Consider the following 18333-nt stretch of genomic DNA (forward strand, 5'->3'; position numbering starts at 1 on the left):
ACTTGCGTCTCAATCATAGTCGCGATAGTAATTTTCACCGGATGGTAAAGTCATAAAATGTATAGATAGAAACAAAACTCATGTGCCTACGTATGAGGAAGTCAAACGTATAGAAGATAATGAAGTAATAAAAATAAAATGATGAAGGTATACAAAAATGAAGATGTTGAAAATGTCAACCTGTTTGAAAGTGCGTTAGTTGGTATTTCTTTTAATCATCATGCCACGGTTATAGAATTCAAGGTCTCTTGGTTGGAAGGTTATGAAGATGAGGTGATTGATGTTATATGTAACAATTGTTCTGATATTGATTTTGCTTTTAAACATGAAGGTGATCAATTGGGGGAACTTACGATTACCGGCTTCTCTTATTTAAAAAAAGATGATGCTTCTTATTGGATACAATTTGATTTCGATTTCACTCCTAAGGGATATATAAGATTGTTGTGTAGCGAATTTCTGTTTAAAGTTCCGTCTTCTCCTCTTCAACCAGGAGGCAACGGTCATCGTATACCATGGGATGCGATGAAAAAAGAAGATCCGTTAGATTATTGATTGAACAGATATTTCTCTCACCTTAATATACAGTTAACTATTATGCTTTCTTCGACATCGAAGGTTTTCCGGCAAGGATGGTGGCAGCGTGAATGACCCCGGGGACATCATCTGGCTGTTGGGCGATTATATAGAATATTGTATGATTACCAATTATGGCATTCCAATAGGGGTAGCTACGGCAGGGGCAGGTGCGGCAGTAGTTGAGTCTGTCGTTGAAGGTACACAGCTTCAAGAAATAGAATCGCAACACACTTCAGTTCAACCAGAAATAAAGCCTCAGGGACCACGACAAGATAATAACTGGTGGCAAAATATAATCAATTTATTTAAATGAAATATGTAAATAATATAGCAGTATATGCAACATTGATTTTTGCAGTCAAGAAAATGTTCTTTGACAGTTGCATAGATCTAGGGCTGATCGATAAGCACTATGGTATTGTTTTCTTTATATTGTTATTGATATTAATCAGTTGCAGAATAGTAGATAAGAAAAGAGATGAAAAATAAAAGGTTAGTATACATGTTTTATTATTATTCAAATATAATAGTAGATCGACTTTTTTGGGGGTACTTTCTTTTAATGGTCGTATACCGTTTCTTTATTAGCAAAGAGATTCCTTTTTTATTATCTTATTTATTTTTCCTGTTATTTGGAATGTATTTAGGATATAAATTGGCAAGGAAGGCATATGACTATTTGAAGGCTAACCTGGAGGCCAAATGATTTTCTCTAGGATTGTGCGTAATTTGATAAGATATCCCGGCTGTTCTCCTATGATGAGATAAAGAGAAAATTATTTACTTTGTCTTGCCTCGGGACTGAAGGCGTTCCACCTCGGTGAGGAACACCCTCTTGATCACCGATGAAGCCCACCTTCCTCACCGAGGAAGAGGCCGTTCCTCACCGAGGTAAAACAAGACTATTTTATATATTGATTATCAACGGTTTGTTATCTTTTGATTGATGCTGTTATGTAGATGTATGAAGCTGAAATTTATTGACATTCAACCAACTGAAAAAGGTATTGAAGACAAACGCTTTTTGAATGGAGGAGATTCAAGAGGATAAAACATCGCAAAAAAACTGCAAAATGCAAGTTAGCCACCTGCTCTCTTGGGAGATAAGGAACGTGTAGATACGTTTATTTTCAGTCTGTAGCTTTAGTTCGTTTTGATTATCTCCTTTAAATAGAGTTTGTTCCCCGATAATGTGTTGCATAACATAGTTTAGTAACACCTGTACTTTTCTTGCATTTCCCCCTATTAATGCCTAATTTGCGCCTCACAAAGTAAATGGTATGCGAGAAACATACTGAGTAATTCATTAAAATCTTATATATTATGAAGGTATATCAGACTAACGAAATTAAGAACATCGCCCTGTTGGGAAGTTCTGGCTCTGGGAAAACCACCCTCGTTGAAGCAATGCTTTTCGAGAGTGGTGTTATAAAACGTCGCGGAACAATCGCCGCAAAAAATACTGTAAGTGACTATTTCCCTGTTGAACAAGAGTATGGCTACTCCGTTTTCTCCACCGTGTTCCACGTTGAATGGAACAATAAAAAGCTGAATATGATAGATTGCCCGGGATCGGACGACTTCGTAGGAGGCACAGTTACTGCGCTTAATGTGACCGACACTGCAATTCTTCTTCTTAATGGCCAATATGGCGTCGAGGTCGGCACGCAGAACCATTTCCGTTATACCGAAAAATTGAATAAACCCGTCATTTTCCTTGTCAACCAGCTTGATAATGATAAATGCGACTACGATAATATCCTCGAACAACTTCGTGAAGCTTACGGCTCCAAGGTTGTTCCCATCCAATACCCTATTGCTACCGGTTCTAATTTTAACTCGCTCATCGATGTCCTATTGATGAAAAAGTATTCATGGAAACCTGAGGGTGGCGCGCCTATCATTGAAGACATCCCGGCCGAAGAAATGGATAAAGCCATGGAATGGCACAAGGCACTGGTCGAAGCAGCTGCCGAAAACGACGAAGGACTCATGGAAAAATTCTTTGAGCAGGATTCTCTGACAGAAGACGAAATGCGTGAAGGCATCCGTAAAGGACTTGCCGCACGTGGCATGTTCCCCGTGTTCTGCGTATGTGCAGGTAAAGACATGGGAGTGCGCCGGCTGATGGAATTCCTGGGAAATGTGGTCCCGTTTGTTTCCGAAATGCCGAAAGTGACCACCACCGAAGGCAAAGAAGTGGCTCCCGACCCGAACGGGCCGACTTCGCTCTATTTCTTCAAGACGAGTGTGGAACCGCATATCGGTGAAGTCTCTTACTTTAAAGTAATGAGTGGTAAAGTACACGAAGGAGACGACCTGCTCAATGCCGACCGCGGATCGAAAGAGCGCATGGCGCAACTTTATGTAGTGGCAGGTGCCAACCGTATCAAAGTGGAAGAACTGATGGCAGGCGATATCGGTGCCACCGTGAAGTTGAAAGACGTGAAGACGGGCAATACGCTCGATGGTAAGGACTGTGACTATAAGTTTAACTTTATCAAATACCCGAACTCCAAATATTCACGTGCCATCAAACCGGTGAACGAAGCCGATGTGGAAAAGATGATGAGCATCCTGAACCGTATGCGCGAAGAGGATCCGACATGGATAGTGGAGCAATCGAAGGAACTGAAGCAGACCATCGTACACGGGCAGGGAGAATTCCATCTGCGTACGTTGAAATGGCGGTTGGAAAACAATGAAAAGCTTCAGGTGAAATATGAAGAACCGAAGATACCTTACCGCGAAACGATCACGAAGCCTTCCCGTGCCGATTATCGCCACAAGAAGCAATCCGGTGGTGCCGGTCAGTTCGGTGAAGTTCACTTGATCGTCGAACCCTATAAAGAAGGTATGCCTATACCGGAAACATACAAGTTTAACGGACAGGAATTCAAGATAACCCCCCGTGGAACGGAAGAAATCCCGTTGGAATGGGGTGGAAAATTGGTATTTGTTAACAGTATCGTGGGCGGCTCTATCGATGCCCGTTTCCTGCCGGCAATCCTGAAAGGCGTAATGGCACGTATGGAGCAGGGGCCGTTGACCGGCTCGTACGCACGTGACGTTCGTGTGATCGTCTATGACGGAAAGATGCACCCGGTAGATTCCAATGAAATCTCCTTCATGCTGGCAGGCCGTAATGCTTTCAGCGAAGCATTTAAAAATGCCGGTCCGAAGATTTTGGAGCCTATCTATGATGTGGAAGTGTTTGTCCCCTCCGATAAGATGGGCGATGTGATGGGCGACCTTCAGGGACGCCGTGCCATGATCATGGGTATGAGCAGCGAGAAAGGATTTGAAAAACTTGTTGCCAAAGTGCCTCTGAAAGAGATGTCGTCTTATTCCACGGCACTGAGTTCATTGACTGGAGGACGCGCTTCGTTCATCATGAAATTCTCAAGTTATGAACTTGTCCCGTCCGATGTACAGGATAAATTAATTAAAGACTTCGAAGCCAAACAGGTGGAGGAGTAGTTTGTATTCGTTTATAATGCTGGGCCGCCTTCTTTTCGACAAGAAAAGAAGGCGGCTTTCTGCTTAACAATGATTAAGAAAAGTAGAAAAAGGTGAGAGGAAGATTTAATTTTTTATTAAATTTGCAAACCAAAGGATATATTGTTTTGTTATAGTGGTCAGAACATAAGCTAAATACAGCCTTTCGGTTAATTTACGAGAACGTACGGTTAAAATAGGCTAATGAATTAGGTATGTTAATTAGGGAGTGTTAATTTTGTTGCTATGAAAAAGTCAACAATCTGGATATTAGGTATTGTAATGGGTCTTTCCTTCCTCTGTTTGCTCTATTTACAAGTGAGCTATATAGAGTCGATGGTAAAGATGCGCAAAGAGCAATTTGACACATCGGTACGGAACAGTTTATACCAAGTGTCAAAAGATGTGGAATTTGCGGAAACAGACCGTTGGCTGAGGGAAGATATTTCCGAGGCCGAACGGAAAGCGCTGACGGCTTCATCCTCTTCCATGCAGGGTGAAGACTTGATTCAGCAGACACAACGATTCACGCTGAAGTCTCCGGACGGAAAAATAATGTCGGACTTCGAGTTGAAAGTGATGACCAGCAAGCCGTCGGAGTTGCCCAAGATGATGATTTCAAAAAGGCACGGAGGAAAAACGATCCCCGAAACCTCGAAATCGCTTTTGGACGCAGTGAAGAACCGATATATGTACCAGCGGGTGTTGCTGGACGAAGTAGCGTTGCAGATGGTGTACCGTGCGAGCGATAAATCGATCGGAGAGCGGGTGAGGTTTAAAGATTTGGACGATTATCTCAAGTCGGCTCTTCTCAACAACGGTGTTGAGTTGCCATATCACTTTACGGTGATTGACAAAGATGGGCGCGAAGTCTACCGTTGCGCGGATTATGAGGAGAAAGGGAGTGACGATTCTTATACTCAACCCCTCTTCCAAAACGATCCGCCGGCAAAGATGAGCATTGTGAAGATTCACTTTCCGGGAAAGAAAGATTATATTTTCGACTCGGTTAGCTTCATGATCCCGTCGATGATATTTACGTTTGTGCTGTTGATAACCTTCATCTTTACAATTTATATCGTATTCCGTCAGAAAAAACTGACAGAGATGAAGAACGATTTTATCAACAACATGACCCATGAATTTAAGACACCGATCTCGACCATCTCGCTTGCCGCGCAAATGCTGAAAGACCCTGCGGTGGGCAAATCTCCCCAGATGTTTCAGCACATATCGGGGGTGATCAATGACGAGACGAAGCGGCTTCGCTTCCAAGTGGAGAAAGTACTTCAGATGTCAATGTTCGACCGTCAGAAGGCGACGCTCAAGATGAAGGAAATCGATGCTAATGAATTGATAACAGGAGTGATAAATACGTTCGCTTTGAAAGTTGAACGATATAATGGTAAGATCACATCGAACCTTGAGGCCACCGATCCTGTTATATTTGCGGACGAGATGCACATCACCAATGTTATCTTCAATTTGATGGATAATGCGGTGAAGTATAAAAAGCCGGAAGAAGATTTGCTGCTGAACGTCAGGACTTGGAATGAGCCGGGTAAACTGATGATTTCGATACAAGACAACGGCATTGGTATAAAGAAAGAGAACCTTAAAAAGGTATTCGATAAGTTCTACCGCGTGCATACAGGTAATCTGCACGATGTAAAAGGTTTCGGATTAGGATTGGCTTATGTGAAGAAGATCATTCAGGATCATAAGGGGACTATCCGGGCTGAGAGCGAATTGAATGTGGGAACTAAATTTATAATTGCATTACCTTTATTAAAAAATTAATGATATGGACGAGAAACTGCGTATTTTATTGTGCGAGGATGATGAGAATCTTGGCATGCTTTTAAGAGAATATTTACAGGCAAAAGGTTATTCTGCAGAGTTGTATCCTGATGGAGAGGCCGGTTACAAGGCATTCCTGAAGAACAAATACGACTTATGCGTGTTTGACGTAATGATGCCTAAGAAGGATGGTTTTACATTGGCTCAGGACGTTCGTGCGGTCAATTCTGAAATTCCTATTATTTTCCTGACCGCGAAGACTTTGAAAGAGGACATCTTGGAAGGCTTTAAGATCGGTGCGGATGATTACATCACCAAACCATTCAGCATGGAAGAGCTGACTTTCAGAATTGAAGCGATTCTGAGACGTGTCCGTGGGAAGAAGAATAAGGAGAGCAACATCTACAAGATTGGTAAGTTCACTTTCGATACCCAGAAGCAAATCCTCGCTATCGACGGGAAACAAACCAAACTTACCACGAAGGAATCCGAGCTGCTTGGCTTGCTTTGCGCCCATGCAAACGAGATTCTGCAACGCGACTTTGCTCTGAAGACCATCTGGATCGATGACAACTATTTCAATGCACGTAGCATGGATGTGTATATCACCAAGTTGCGTAAGCATTTGAAAGAAGATGATTCTATTGAAATTATCAACATCCACGGAAAGGGATACAAACTGATCACTCCCGAGGTTGAATCATAGTGATAATGGAGGATAAGGAAATAAAAAAGCCCGGAAAAATTCATTCCCGGGCTTTTTTATTTCCTTTTAATATTAATCGGCAATTCTTTTATTGATAACAATGTAAGAAATAAGCCCTACTACTACCAAGATTGCAGATGTTCCTAAAATGGCATTGTTGTTCACATTGCCAGTAAAAGAGCAAGCGATCAGGATAATTACTCCGGCCAAGATTAATACCAATCCTAAATTCTTTAATAAGCCTTTCATGTGTGTGTATTTTAATAGATTATTTTATTCTTAGGCACAAATTAAAGCATAATTCTTTAACGAGCGAAATTATTTAAGCAAAAAAACTATTATTCAACGTAAATAGTCCGTTTCTAATACTCAATCTTTTGTATTGAAGAAGATTTTCCTCAATACTTCCTGACTGACTCTGAGTTCGTCCACACTGATTCCCTGAAGGGCTTCCATCAGTGTACGGTTAGCAATAATGCGGGCTTGTTCCTCCAGTTCCTTGCCCGTTTTGGTCAAATGTATGAGATTGGTGCGACGGTCCTTTTTGTCAGAGATGCGTACTACCAGATGTTGCCGTTCCATGTTGTCTATCAAACGGGTCATGCTGGGCTTGTCTTTAAAAGTTGCATTACACAACTCTTGTTGGGTCACGCCATCTTGTTCCCAAAGAAAAATCAGTACTGTCCATTGTTCGGGACTGATCTCTAAACCGCCTTGACGGAAGTTACGGTACAGCTTTCGGTTTATGGCCGCGGATACTTTGCCATTTAAAATGGCAAAGATAAGCCGGATATCAAAGTTAAATTGTTCTATCATGAAATTATTGTTTCAACAACTTTGCAAAGGTAGGATGCTTCTTCGACAAATCCTATCTTGTGGATATAAAAAAAGATTAAATGTTTGTAGTTCAAAATAAAATACCTACCTTTGCACCCGCAATTTAAAATCAAATAATTTATTTATTTAATTAAAACGAAGTATGAATCAATACGAAACCGTTTTCATTTTAACTCCCGTTTTATCTGATGCTCAGATGAAGGAAGCGGTAGAAAAATTCAAAGGTATCCTTCAGGCTGAAGGTGCTGAGATTATCAATGAAGAAAACTGGGGACTGAAAAAGTTGGCTTATCCTATCCAGAAGAAGTCCACAGGATTTTATCAATTGATCGAGTTCAATGCAGATCCTACTGTAATTGACAAGTTGGAAGTTAATTTCCGTCGTGACGAACGTGTTATCCGTTTCTTGACTTTCAAAATGGATAAGTACGCTGCAGAATATGCTGCAAAAAGAAGAAGTGTTAAATCAAGCAAAAAGGAGGATTAATCATGGCACAACAAGTTCAATCAGAAATCAGATATTTGACTCCGCCTTCAGTAGACGTTAAGAAGAAGAAATACTGCCGTTTCAAAAAGAGTGGTATTAAGTATATTGACTACAAAGATCCTGAATTCCTGAAGAAATTCCTGAATGAACAGGGTAAAATCCTTCCGCGCCGTATCACCGGTACTTCTTTGAAGTTCCAGCGTCGTATTGCGCAGGCTGTAAAGAGAGCGCGTCACTTGGCATTGTTGCCTTATGTAACTGACATGATGAAATAAGGAGGAGGAAAAGTATGGAAATTATATTGAAAGAAGACGTAGTAAACTTGGGTTATAAGAATGATATCGTAACTGTTAAGTCTGGTTATGGTCGTAACTTTTTGATCCCTACAGGAAAAGCTGTCATCGCTTCTCCTTCTGCAAAGAAAATGCTGGCTGAAGAACTTAAACAGCGTGCGCACAAGCTTGAGAAGATCAAGAAAGATGCTGAGGAAATGGCTGCTAAGTTGGAAGGCGTTTCATTGACAATCGCAACAAAAGTTAGCTCTACAGGTACAATTTTCGGTTCTGTAAGTAATATTCAGATTGCTGAAGAATTGGCTAAATTGGGCCATGAGATCGACAGAAAGATCATCGTTGTAAAAGACGCTGTAAAAGAAGTTGGTAAATATAAAGCTACTGTTAAGCTGCATAAGGAAGTTTCTGTAGAAATTCCTTTTGAAGTAGTTGCTGAATAATAACGGCTATTTTGATAGAATATAGGGGCGATTGCTGAAAGGCGATCGCCTTTTTCTTTTTTAACAGAGGATGCCATGCTATGAAGCCAAAGACTGCTATTATCTATGTGGACCGGAAGGAGAAGGTGTTCATGTCGAGCGTGTTGAAACAGAACTGGATGATCTATCGCCCACGCTGCAATTGCTTGTGGCGTGGGCGATGTTTAATTTATAAGTTTTTTGGGTATATCTGCTTTCACATCTATTTGCTTGGAAGCCATTTGTAATATTGTGATTGGCAATAGTCACTTAAGGACACAAAAAAAGTCTGTTCGTGTCTTACACGCCAGACTTTCAATTCTCTCTAATTTGTAGTAAATTATTCAGCTACTACAGTCTCTGTTACTGCTACGCTGTCAACAACTACAGTATCTGCTGCTGCGGCTGCTGCCTCTTCGGCTGCTGCTGCTTCTACAGCTGCGATTGAATCAGCGATACGGATAGAATCTGCTTCAGCTTTAGCTGCGTCAGCTGCTTTGTTACCACATGATGCGAATGATACTGCTGCTACGATAGCTGCGAACAAAACTAATTTTTTCATTTTCTTTGCTTTTTTAAATCTGTAATACAATCAATTGCTTATTAAAACGCTGCAAAGATATGCACTTTTAGAATAGGTTGTTCTCGATAAGCCAACTTTTTTTATAATAATTTTGTAGCATAGCTTTCTATTTGTCTCGCAACATGTTTTAAAACATGTCTAATCTTCTGCGATACTGTTGTATAAATAGCGCTTGATACTCCTCTTGGGTGTCTTCTCGAATTCTGTCGGATAAAGTTGGATTTGGCTGACCTTTTCGTACATGGCCACACTTGCGTTGAGGTTCTTCAAATTCTCATCCATGATAGTCTTCAGATTTTCCGGTTGGTTGAGGCCAAGTGAATCGAGCGCTTCATAATCGGCATATACTAAAGCGACCAACTTCTTGTTTCTTTCAATTATCAGACTTTCAAGAATAAAGGGCATATTATTAAGTTTGGCTTCTATCTCTTCCGGAAAAATGTTCTGGCCGCTGGAACTTAATATCATTGTTTTGAGGCGGCCTCGGATGAATATATTTCCATTAGAGTCCATCGTTCCAAGGTCGCCCGTACGCAACCAGCCGTCTTCCGTAAATACTTCCCTGGTCGCTTCGGGGTTCTTGTAGTATCCCACCATTACATTTTCGCCTCGTACTTGGATTTCTCCGGTTTCGGCATCCGGGTTTTCTTTATAAATACGCGCTTCCATGATATCGAGTATCTTACCGGAGGATGTAGGAACAAACTCGTTCCAAGGGGCATAGCTGATAAGTGGTCCGCATTCCGTCATTCCATATCCGATGGTGAATGGGAATTTTATTTTGTGGAAGAACTCTTCCACTTCCGGGTTCATAGCTGCTCCACCGATGATGATTTCTTTGAAACGGCCACCCAGCGCATCGATTAGTTTTTTACGGATCTGACCATAAATCTGATTGTCGAGCAGAGGGATGCTCAACGCCCATTTCATTCCCTTCTTGTTGATAAGAGGTTGGATGGTGTTTTTATAAATTTTTTCAATAACCAGTGGGACGGTGATAATCAAGTTCGGTTTGACTTCCTCAAAGGCTTTCATGATGATTTTTGGCGAAGGCGTTTTACCGAGCAGTGTGACGTGCGTTCCGACAGCTGTAGCCGTAAGAAAATCGAATGCACAACCATAGGCATGGGCTAACGGGAGGAAAGAGAGTACTTTGTCTCCTCGTTTTAGCAGTTCGGTGCGTATGCCGAAGGTAACGTTGCCTGCCAGATTATTCCCTGTTAACATAACCCCTTTGCTGAAACCTGTCGTGCCGGATGTATAATTCAGCAACATTACTTTATCGTTCGAAAGGGTGGTATATTGAATATCTTCAAGTTGGAAGCCTTTGGGGTAGGCACGGTGCATTTCGTCATCAAGATGTTTGATAAAACGCTGGATGGTTTCTCCGTCCCGTTGGTGTAGGCAGCGGAAATCGGTCAAAGAGAACACACCGCGCAGATCGCCCAGTTTCTCTTCTTCCAGGTTGTCCCAAATATTATCACTTGTAAAAAGGAAAACGGATTCGGAATGGTTGACGATGTGGTGGACATCATTCGGGTTGAAATCTTGCAGGATAGGTACAATGATGGCTCCATAAGTGATGGTAGCCATATAGGCGATGCACCAACGTGCATTGTTCTTGCCGATGACAGCTATTTTGTCGCCTCGTCTCAGGCTGCAATGTTTGAACAACAGATGCAGGCGTGCGATCTCTTCGGCCACTTGTCCGTAAGTGTAGCTGACATCTTCACCGTAATCGGTGTAACAAGGCAAATCCCAGTTTTCGCGAAAGCTATTCTCGTATAGCTTAATAAAGTTCTCTTTTATCATTGCACGTTTTTTAGTCAATTGTGCAAAAGTAGTAATAAACTTTCAGAATAGAAAGCCTTTAAAGGATATTTGGCGGGTAAAGGGAGGACTCTAACTCCTTTTAACTCCTTCTGTTTCTTCCCCTTTTAATATTAATGTGTAACTTTGCACCGAATATACGCTTGTATGAATTATGATAGATACCACTGTTTTTCAGGATAAGACAGCCGTTTACTATACTTTAGGCTGCAAATTGAATTTTTCAGAGACGTCGACTATTGGCAAAATATTGCGCGAGGCAGGTGTACGGACAGCACGTAAGGGTGAACATGCCGATATCTGCGTTGTGAATACCTGTTCGGTAACGGAAATGGCGGACAAGAAATGCCGCCAGGCTATCCACCGGCTGGTGAAACAGCATCCGGGAGCTTTCGTTGTGGTGACGGGATGTTATGCTCAGTTAAAACCCGGTGATGTGGCAAAGATTGAGGGAGTGGATGTTGTTTTAGGAGCGGAACAAAAGAAAGATTTGCTTCAATATCTGGGTGACTTGAAGAAGCACGAATCGGGAGAGGCTTTTACAACGGCTACTAAAGATATTCGTTCGTTTGCTCCGTCATGTTCCCGGGGGGATCGCACCCGCTTTTTCTTGAAGGTGCAGGATGGTTGCGATTACTTTTGTTCGTATTGTACCATTCCTTTTGCCCGTGGGCGCAGCCGTAACGGGACGGTAGCTTCGATGGTGGAGCAGGCGTATCAGGCGGCTGCGGAAGGGGGAAAAGAAATTGTGCTTACGGGCGTAAACATAGGTGACTTCGGTAAGACGACCGGAGAAACTTTTTTCGATCTGGTGAAGGCTCTTGACGAGGTAGAAGGGATCGAGCGTTATCGCATCTCTTCGATTGAGCCGAATCTATTGACGGATGAGATTATAGAGTTTGTAGCCCGTTCACATCGCTTTATGCCTCATTTTCACATACCTTTGCAGTCCGGATGTGACGAGGTGTTGCGGTTAATGCGTCGTCGGTATGATACGGCACTGTTTGCTTCGAAAGTGGCGAAGATTAAGGAGGTGATGCCGGATGCATTTATTGGTGTGGATGTGATTGTGGGTACACGTGGCGAGACGGAGGAGTTTTTTGAAAAGGCTTATGAGTTTATTTCCGGTTTGGATGTTACCCAGCTCCACGTATTCAGTTATTCCGAACGTCCCGGCACGCAAGCTTTGAAGATAGAGCATGTGGTGACTCCCGAAGAGAAGCACCAGCGAAGCCAGAAGCTTCTTTCTCTCTCGGACGAAAAGACAAAGGCTTTCTATCTGCGGCATATCGGGCAAGAGATGCCGGTATTGATGGAGAAGGCGAAATCGGGTGCGCTGATGCATGGCTTTACTCCTAATTATATCCGGGTGGAAGTTGACAACGATCCTTCGCTCGATAACCGGCTCGTCAATGTGCGTCTGGATGAATTCCATGAGGAAGAGATGGCATTGAGAGCTACTATCTTATAAGATATGAAAAAGATATCGGTTGTCATATTAAACTGGAACGGGTGTGAGATGCTCCGTTCCTTCCTTCCTTCGGTGGTTCGTTATTCCGCTGGGGACGATGTAGAAGTTTGCGTGGCTGATAATGGCTCTACGGATTCTTCTGTGTCGATGCTTCGGGAGGAATTTCCGATGGTTCGTCTCATTCTGCTGGAACAGAATAATGGTTTTGCCGATGGTTATAATCTTGCTTTGAAAGAAGTGGAGGCCGAATATGTGGTCTTGCTTAATTCGGATGTGGAAGTTACGGAACATTGGTTGGAGCCGCTTGCCGATTACATGGATGCGCATCCCGGTGTGGCTGCCTGCCAACCGAAAATTCTTAGCTGGAGAGACCGGACGAAGTTTGAATACGCGGGTGCGGCAGGTGGTTATATGGATTATTATGGCTATCCTTTCTGTCGGGGGCGCGTGATGGGGTCGGTGGAAGAAGACCGTGGCCAATATGATGTCATAGCTCCGGTGTTTTGGGCAACCGGTGCTGCACTGTTTATCCGTCTGGCGGATTATATTGATGCGGGTGGCTTGGATGGGCGTTTTTTCGCACACATGGAGGAGATCGACCTTTGCTGGCGGCTTCGCTCAAGGGGCCGGGGTATTGTCTGCATCCCCCAAAGCACGGTGTATCACGTTGGTGCGGCTACGTTGAAAAAAGAGAGTCCGAGAAAGACGTTTCTGAACTTTCGTAATAATCTTGTAATGCTTTATAAGAATCTTCCCGATGAAGAATTCACCTCGGTGATGCGTGTACGTGTGTTTCTTGATTATCTGGCTGCATTCCAATTTCTGCTTAAAGGGCAGTTTGGCAATGCGAAGGCTGTGGTTCATGCTCGTAGCGAGTACAAACGAATTCGGACTTATTTTCAGAAAGCCAGGGAAGAGAATCTGCAAAAAAACAGGGCAGATGTGATTCCCGAACGGATAAAAAGCAGTATCTTGTGGCAGTTTTACGTGAAGGGGCAAAAACGCTTCTCGCAATTGTCTGACTTTAAAGGATAATGCAAATGGATAAAAAGTTAGTAAGAAAAATCGGACTGGTGGCACATGATGCCATGAAGAAAGACCTGATCGAATGGGTGCTTTGGAATTCCGAACTATTGATGGGGCATAAGTTTTATTGCACGGGTACTACGGGCACGCTGATACTTGAAGCATTGAAAGAAAAACATCCTGATGTGGAATGGGATTTTACCATTTTGAAATCCGGTCCGTTGGGAGGAGATCAGCAGATGGGTTCGCGTATTGTAGACGGAGAGATCGACTATCTGTTTTTCTTTACCGATCCGATGACTTTGCAGCCGCATGACACGGACGTAAAAGCACTGACCCGCTTGGCAAGTGTGGAGAATATCGTATTCTGTTGCAACCGTTCGACTGCCGATCACATCATATCCAGCCCGTTGTTTGTTGATCCCGACTATGAACGGATTCACCCCGATTATTCCAATTATACCAATCGGTTCAAGGATAAGGCGGTGGTGACTGAAGCCGTAGAATCAGTAAATAGAAGAAGGAAGAAAAGAAAATAATTTGCCATGAAGATGTGGTAGAGGAATCTACGAAGAAGTCATGTTATATCCTTTTTTGAATTGGATCATACGGATTGAAATGGATTTAGCAAGTTAAGAGAACTCCGTAGAATTTGAAATATAAGGCAATTAGTTCATTACGAATTAATTGCCTTCTTTGTGTATTTGAACAGAAGTGTTCATTGAATATCCTAAATTAGAAAAACATATCAATTAGTGGATATTGAGTCTGGAATGTCTAAATTTCTATAGTGACTTTTACTTTTGATATGGCTTCCTTCTGTATCATTATTTTAACATCCATTCTTCCTAATAACTCATTTAATACTCCTCACCGATGAAGGTGCTGTTGGTCACCGATGAAGGGGGCGTTGGTCACCGATGAAGATGCTGTTGGTCACCGATGAAGGAAGCGTTGGTCACCGATGAAGAGAAAGCATTAAGAGGGAAAAAAGGGAGGAGAACAAGTATTAATATTGCTTTCCTATATTTCTTATAGGCACTATCCATTGCTACTATCATGAACTTTTTCAAGGATATATACTTATGGATAGTGCCAATAAAAATAATTCTTCCTTCTTAATTCTCCTTTCCGTATTCCTTGTAAAACTCCACTACCGCTTCTATTCCTTTTCGGAATATATCTAGTGAGAAGTTTTCGTTAGGTGAATGGATGGCATCCGATTCCAATCCGAATCCCATCAAAACGGTTTTAATGCCTAACACCTGTTCGAAAGTGGAAATGATAGGAATGCTACCTCCGCGACGTACAGCCAGCGGCTTTTTGCCGAAAGCAATTTCAAACCCTTTCTCAGCGGCTTTATAGGCCGGTAATGTGATGGGGCAAACATATCCTTCGCCACCATGCATAGGAGTTACCTTCACTTCCACACTTCGGGGTGCGGTTGCGCGTATATAGTCGGCAAATAGCTTGGAAATCTTTTGATGATCCTGATGGGGAACCAACCGGCATGAAACTTTGGCAAATGCCTTTGACGGCAACACGGTTTTTGAGCCTTCTCCGGTATATCCACCCCAAATGCCGCAAACATCGAATGACGGACGGCAACTGTTCCGTTCGAGCGTGCTATAGCCTTTTTCACCGGAAAGTTCCTTTACACCGATAGCTGCTTTATATTTTTCTTCATCGAAAGGAATATGCGCAATCATGTCACGTTCCGTCGGTGATACTTCTTCAACGTCGTCATAAAATCCCGGGACGGTGATACGGCCGTCTGCATCTATCACCCGGCTGATCATCCCGCACAGTGTATTGATCGGGTTGGCAACCGCTCCACCGAAATGACCGGAATGCAGGTCGCGGTTCGGCCCGGTTACTTCTATCTCCCAATAAGCCAGTCCTCGCAATCCGGTAGTGAGCGAAGGCAGCTCGGCTCCCAACATGCTGGTGTCGGATACCAGTATCACATCCGCTTTAAGAAGCTCTTTGTGTTCTTTGCAAAATGCTTCCAGGCTTGGCGATCCGATCTCCTCTTCGCCTTCGAAGATGAACTTCACATTATTCTTCAACAGACCGTTTTTCACCAGATATTCGAATGCTTTTACCTGAATGAAAGATTGCCCCTTGTCATCATCCGCACCCCTTGCCCAAATATGTCTGTCACGTATTTCCGGTTCGAAAGGTTGGCTTTTCCAGAGTTCCAAAGGCTCGGCAGGCATTACATCGTAATGGGCATACACCAGTACGGTTTTTGCTTTCGGGTCGACTGTCTTCTGCCCGAATACGATCGGATTTCCTTGCGAAGGCATTACTATGGCTTCATCTGCTCCTGCTTCCAGCAGCAGCTGAGCCCAACGTTGTGCGCAAGCCAGCATGTCATCGTGATGTTCCGGCAAAGCGCTGATACTCGGAATTCGGATGAGGCTGAATAAATCTTCCATCATCTTTCCCTCATTTTCTGCAATGTATTCTTTTATCATAATTTTAAGGTCGAAGGCAGGATGCATGGGGCATGGCCAAGATTGGATGCCCGGTACATTATACCTTATTATAATTATAACTGTGTCATTCTGTCCAAAAGGTAATAATCCAGTATGGTCATGGCCGCCATTGCTTCCACAATAGGAACGGCACGAGGCAATACGCACGGGTCGTGGCGTCCGCGTGCTTTCAGCGTGGTGTCTACTCCGTCGATGTTGACCGTTTCCTGTTCCATCAATACGGTAGCGACCGGTTTGAAAGCCACCCGGAAGAAGATGTCCTGTCCGTTACTGATGCCTCCCTGGATGCCTCCCGAATGATTGGTGCGGGTTTCGATGCGCCCGTTGTTGTTATAGAACACGTCGTTCTGTTCCGATCCTTTCTGTTTCAATCCTTTAAAACCATCTCCATATTCAAAAGCCTTGGCTGCATTGATGCTCAACATGGCATTTCCCAACGCTGCATGTAATTTCCCGAATACCGGTTGTCCCAGTCCTATCGGGCAGCCTTTGATGACGCAAGTCACGACACCACCGATCGTGTCACCTTCACCTTTTATCTTGTAGATGAGATCCTGCATCTCTTTTGCCTTTTCCGGGTCCGGGCAACGTACCGGATTGGTCTCAATCAAATCCAGGTCATATTCCGTATAATTGCCTTCCAGTCTGATAGGTCCTACTTGGGAAGTATAGGCTGTGATGCGGATGCCCAACTGCCTCAACGCCAATTTTGCCAATGCACCAGCGACAACCCTCGAGATGGTTTCACGGGCTGACGAGCGGCCACCACCCCGGTAGTCACGGATGCCGTATTTCACCTTATATGTATAGTCGGCATGTGAAGGGCGGTACACATATTCCAGATTATTGTAGTCGTTGGAATGTTGATTCTTATTCCAAACGATGAAACCGATAGGGCATCCTGTCGATTTTCCTTCGAAGATACCTGAAAGGAATTCTACCTTGTCCTCCTCTTTACGGGAGGTCGTGATGGCTGATTGTCCCGGACGGCGGCGGTTAAGTTCCTGCTGGACAAAATCTTCATCGATTCTGATGCCTGCCGGAAAACCGTCGATCACTCCTCCGATACCTTTGCCATGTGATTCACCAAAACTGGTGAGCCTGAAAATATTTCCGAATGAGTTGAACATATTGCTGGTTTTTAAAAGTTAGTCTATGCAAATATAACAAATCAGGGGAAATAAAAGTAGTAAATCGCTTTTTTTATTTGTCGCTATTGCGATATTGCTGCGGACTCATTCCCGTCAATCGCTTAAAATACTTACCGAAGAAGGAGACATTCGGAAAATTCAGCGAGTCGGCTATTTCGTGTATGGGGATATTGGTCGATTTAAGTTGCGCCTTTGCGTCAGTGATCACCGTTTCCGAGAGGATGTCTATCACTGTCCTGCCGGTCACATGTTTTACCGTGTTGCTCAGGTGTGCGGGAGTGATTCCCAATTGTTCGGCATAAAAGGAAATGTTCCGTTCCCGGGTGTAATGCTGGATGACCAGGTGACCGAACTGTTTGCAAATCTCTTCACTGCGGTTCAGCCCGACTTCATTACGTAAGGGCTGGGAGTGATAGATATCGCTCAATCGGTAAAGAATGGACAACAACATGCATTTCAGGATTTCTTGATTGTAGCGTGGATGTTCCCGGTAGTACACTTTCATCAATAATGCGAAAAACTCTTCGTAAATATCGGCAATCTCTTTGGGTAGTGAGAGTACGGGGTGGCTTTTGGTAATATAAATAAGGTCGATGATGGATTTGGTCTTGATGATCCCCTCGATGAATTTGGAAGAGAATACCATGAAGTAGAGTTTTAAATCTCCTTCGATCTTGTTTATCTGAATGATGCTGCCCGGTGTAAGTGTAATGAAGTCATTCGCTTTTATGGTATAATCGGATAAGTTGATACTTGCTTCGATAGTTCCGTTCATGCACAGCACAAATATTTCTGCTTTCAGCCGGCAGGGATACTCTGCGTACAGGTTTAGTATATTGTTGTCTATGCATTCGTTGCTTCCAATGGTGAAATCTTCGGTTATATCTATTTTAGGTAATACTTTTTCCATGCGTTTGTATTAATAGTTTGACTCTCCAAAGATAGACATAATTTTATAAATAGAATGCTGCAACTTAAGTTTTCGGACAATTTAAGAGACGTAATGTATTCTTATTTCTGTGATTTATAAGCGTGTTTTGAGTTGTTGTTTAGAAATAGGATATAAATTAGTATAAATAGACCTTGCCCGTCAATGAAAACTATTGTTATTTT

General features: G+C 43.0%; 19 protein-coding genes. 12 read left to right on the plus strand and 7 right to left on the minus strand.

The genetic code is table 11. The annotated features are described in order from the left end of the window. Nucleotides 1-138: 138 nt before the first annotated feature. The 5 genes from H8744_RS08925 (at nucleotide 139) to rprY (ending at nucleotide 6583) form a co-directional block, all read left to right on the plus strand. On the plus strand, nucleotides 139-555 hold the full coding sequence (locus H8744_RS08925) for a hypothetical protein (protein ID WP_262434502.1): 417 nt from the start codon (nucleotides 139-141) through the stop codon (nucleotides 553-555). An 88-nt stretch (nucleotides 556-643) separates the two neighbouring features. After that, complete coding sequence (locus tag H8744_RS08930) at nucleotides 644-892, plus strand: hypothetical protein (protein WP_262434503.1); 249 nt, start codon at nucleotides 644-646, stop codon at nucleotides 890-892. Between the two features lie 1010 nt (nucleotides 893-1902). After that, nucleotides 1903-4059 (plus strand): elongation factor G2, encoded by a 2157-nt coding sequence (gene fusA2, locus H8744_RS08935; protein ID WP_262434504.1) that lies wholly within the window; start codon nucleotides 1903-1905, stop codon nucleotides 4057-4059. A gap of 264 nt (nucleotides 4060-4323) precedes the next feature. Then, nucleotides 4324-5877, plus strand: coding sequence for a sensor histidine kinase (locus H8744_RS08940; RefSeq protein ID WP_262434505.1), 1554 nt, complete (start codon nucleotides 4324-4326; stop codon nucleotides 5875-5877). A 4-nt stretch (nucleotides 5878-5881) separates the two neighbouring features. Beyond that, a complete protein-coding gene (gene rprY / locus H8744_RS08945; protein WP_262434506.1) occupies nucleotides 5882-6583 on the plus strand; it encodes a response regulator transcription factor RprY in 702 nt (233 codons plus the stop codon). Between the two features lie 72 nt (nucleotides 6584-6655). Here rprY and H8744_RS08950 read toward each other — a convergent pair whose 3' ends face one another. Beyond that, a complete protein-coding gene (locus tag H8744_RS08950; RefSeq protein WP_262434507.1) occupies nucleotides 6656-6832 on the minus strand; it encodes a hypothetical protein in 177 nt (58 codons plus the stop codon). A 120-nt stretch (nucleotides 6833-6952) separates the two neighbouring features. Then, a complete protein-coding gene (locus H8744_RS08955; RefSeq protein ID WP_262434508.1) occupies nucleotides 6953-7399 on the minus strand; it encodes a MarR family winged helix-turn-helix transcriptional regulator in 447 nt (148 codons plus the stop codon). Nucleotides 7400-7562: 163 nt separating this feature from the next. Between H8744_RS08955 and rpsF the strand changes: the two genes are divergently transcribed. From rpsF to H8744_RS08975, 4 genes are all read left to right on the plus strand, one after another. After that, nucleotides 7563-7907 (plus strand): 30S ribosomal protein S6, encoded by a 345-nt coding sequence (gene rpsF, locus H8744_RS08960; RefSeq protein WP_262434509.1) that lies wholly within the window; start codon nucleotides 7563-7565, stop codon nucleotides 7905-7907. Between the two features lie 2 nt (nucleotides 7908-7909). Then, nucleotides 7910-8182 (plus strand): 30S ribosomal protein S18, encoded by a 273-nt coding sequence (gene rpsR, locus H8744_RS08965; protein WP_004307964.1) that lies wholly within the window; start codon nucleotides 7910-7912, stop codon nucleotides 8180-8182. A 14-nt stretch (nucleotides 8183-8196) separates the two neighbouring features. Further along, on the plus strand, nucleotides 8197-8640 hold the full coding sequence (rplI, locus tag H8744_RS08970) for a 50S ribosomal protein L9 (protein WP_262434510.1): 444 nt from the start codon (nucleotides 8197-8199) through the stop codon (nucleotides 8638-8640). Between the two features lie 70 nt (nucleotides 8641-8710). Continuing rightward, nucleotides 8711-8854, plus strand: a complete 144-nt coding sequence (locus H8744_RS08975) for a hypothetical protein (protein WP_262434511.1) — start codon at nucleotides 8711-8713, stop codon at nucleotides 8852-8854. 144 nt (nucleotides 8855-8998) lie between these two features. Here H8744_RS08975 and H8744_RS08980 read toward each other — a convergent pair whose 3' ends face one another. Both H8744_RS08980 and H8744_RS08985 read right to left on the minus strand, forming a co-directional pair. Next, on the minus strand, nucleotides 8999-9220 hold the full coding sequence (locus tag H8744_RS08980; RefSeq protein WP_305067359.1) for a hypothetical protein: 222 nt from the start codon (nucleotides 9218-9220) through the stop codon (nucleotides 8999-9001). Nucleotides 9221-9379: 159 nt separating this feature from the next. Then, a complete protein-coding gene (locus H8744_RS08985; RefSeq protein WP_262434513.1) occupies nucleotides 9380-11053 on the minus strand; it encodes a long-chain fatty acid--CoA ligase in 1674 nt (557 codons plus the stop codon). A gap of 172 nt (nucleotides 11054-11225) precedes the next feature. Between H8744_RS08985 and mtaB the strand changes: the two genes are divergently transcribed. The 3 genes from mtaB to H8744_RS09000 are packed head-to-tail and all read left to right on the plus strand — an operon-like array spanning nucleotide 11226 to nucleotide 14107. Further along, a complete protein-coding gene (mtaB, locus tag H8744_RS08990) occupies nucleotides 11226-12542 on the plus strand; it encodes a tRNA (N(6)-L-threonylcarbamoyladenosine(37)-C(2))-methylthiotransferase MtaB (RefSeq protein WP_262434514.1) in 1317 nt (438 codons plus the stop codon). A gap of 3 nt (nucleotides 12543-12545) precedes the next feature. Beyond that, entirely contained in the window at nucleotides 12546-13577 is a 1032-nt protein-coding gene (locus H8744_RS08995; protein ID WP_262434515.1) for a glycosyltransferase family 2 protein, read from the plus strand. A 5-nt stretch (nucleotides 13578-13582) separates the two neighbouring features. Continuing rightward, the gene (locus H8744_RS09000) at nucleotides 13583-14107 is read left to right on the plus strand and encodes a methylglyoxal synthase (protein ID WP_305067360.1); all 525 of its coding nucleotides are present in this window, start codon (nucleotides 13583-13585) and stop codon (nucleotides 14105-14107) included. Between the two features lie 579 nt (nucleotides 14108-14686). Here the strand turns inward: H8744_RS09000 and H8744_RS09005 are convergent. From H8744_RS09005 to H8744_RS09015, 3 genes are all read right to left on the minus strand, one after another. Beyond that, nucleotides 14687-16048 carry a dipeptidase gene (locus tag H8744_RS09005; protein ID WP_262434517.1) on the minus strand — a complete coding sequence of 454 codons (1362 nt, stop codon included), beginning with the start codon at nucleotides 16046-16048 and terminating at the stop codon, nucleotides 14687-14689. Between the two features lie 74 nt (nucleotides 16049-16122). Beyond that, nucleotides 16123-17199 carry a chorismate synthase gene (gene aroC / locus H8744_RS09010; RefSeq protein WP_262434518.1) on the minus strand — a complete coding sequence of 359 codons (1077 nt, stop codon included), beginning with the start codon at nucleotides 17197-17199 and terminating at the stop codon, nucleotides 16123-16125. Nucleotides 17200-17272: 73 nt separating this feature from the next. Next, nucleotides 17273-18130, minus strand: coding sequence for a helix-turn-helix domain-containing protein (locus tag H8744_RS09015; RefSeq protein WP_262434519.1), 858 nt, complete (start codon nucleotides 18128-18130; stop codon nucleotides 17273-17275). Nucleotides 18131-18333 lie beyond the last annotated feature (203 nt).

It is taken from the genome of Jilunia laotingensis (assembly GCF_014385165.1).
Taxonomy (GTDB): Bacteria; Bacteroidota; Bacteroidia; order Bacteroidales; family Bacteroidaceae; genus Bacteroides; species Bacteroides laotingensis.

Bases quoted from the DNA above. Each gene is read 5' to 3' on its own strand.
- H8744_RS08925 (WP_262434502.1), top strand. From the start codon at position 139: ATGATGAAGGTATACAAAAATGAAGATGTTGAAAATGTCAACCTGTTT.
- fusA2 (WP_262434504.1), top strand. From the start codon at position 1,903: ATGAAGGTATATCAGACTAACGAAATTAAGAACATCGCCCTGTTGGGA.
- H8744_RS08940 (WP_262434505.1), top strand. From the start codon at position 4,324: ATGAAAAAGTCAACAATCTGGATATTAGGTATTGTAATGGGTCTTTCC.
- rprY (WP_262434506.1), top strand. From the start codon at position 5,882: ATGGACGAGAAACTGCGTATTTTATTGTGCGAGGATGATGAGAATCTT.
- H8744_RS08950 (WP_262434507.1), bottom strand. From the start codon at position 6,832: ATGAAAGGCTTATTAAAGAATTTAGGATTGGTATTAATCTTGGCCGGA.
- H8744_RS08955 (WP_262434508.1), bottom strand. From the start codon at position 7,399: ATGATAGAACAATTTAACTTTGATATCCGGCTTATCTTTGCCATTTTA.
- rpsF (WP_262434509.1), top strand. From the start codon at position 7,563: ATGAATCAATACGAAACCGTTTTCATTTTAACTCCCGTTTTATCTGAT.
- rpsR (WP_004307964.1), top strand. From the start codon at position 7,910: ATGGCACAACAAGTTCAATCAGAAATCAGATATTTGACTCCGCCTTCA.
- rplI (WP_262434510.1), top strand. From the start codon at position 8,197: ATGGAAATTATATTGAAAGAAGACGTAGTAAACTTGGGTTATAAGAAT.
- H8744_RS08975 (WP_262434511.1), top strand. From the start codon at position 8,711: ATGCCATGCTATGAAGCCAAAGACTGCTATTATCTATGTGGACCGGAA.
- H8744_RS08980 (WP_305067359.1), bottom strand. From the start codon at position 9,220: ATGAAAAAATTAGTTTTGTTCGCAGCTATCGTAGCAGCAGTATCATTC.
- H8744_RS08985 (WP_262434513.1), bottom strand. From the start codon at position 11,053: ATGATAAAAGAGAACTTTATTAAGCTATACGAGAATAGCTTTCGCGAA.
- mtaB (WP_262434514.1), top strand. From the start codon at position 11,226: ATGATAGATACCACTGTTTTTCAGGATAAGACAGCCGTTTACTATACT.
- H8744_RS08995 (WP_262434515.1), top strand. From the start codon at position 12,546: ATGAAAAAGATATCGGTTGTCATATTAAACTGGAACGGGTGTGAGATG.
- H8744_RS09000 (WP_305067360.1), top strand. From the start codon at position 13,583: ATGGATAAAAAGTTAGTAAGAAAAATCGGACTGGTGGCACATGATGCC.
- H8744_RS09005 (WP_262434517.1), bottom strand. From the start codon at position 16,048: ATGATAAAAGAATACATTGCAGAAAATGAGGGAAAGATGATGGAAGAT.
- aroC (WP_262434518.1), bottom strand. From the start codon at position 17,199: ATGTTCAACTCATTCGGAAATATTTTCAGGCTCACCAGTTTTGGTGAA.
- H8744_RS09015 (WP_262434519.1), bottom strand. From the start codon at position 18,130: ATGGAAAAAGTATTACCTAAAATAGATATAACCGAAGATTTCACCATT.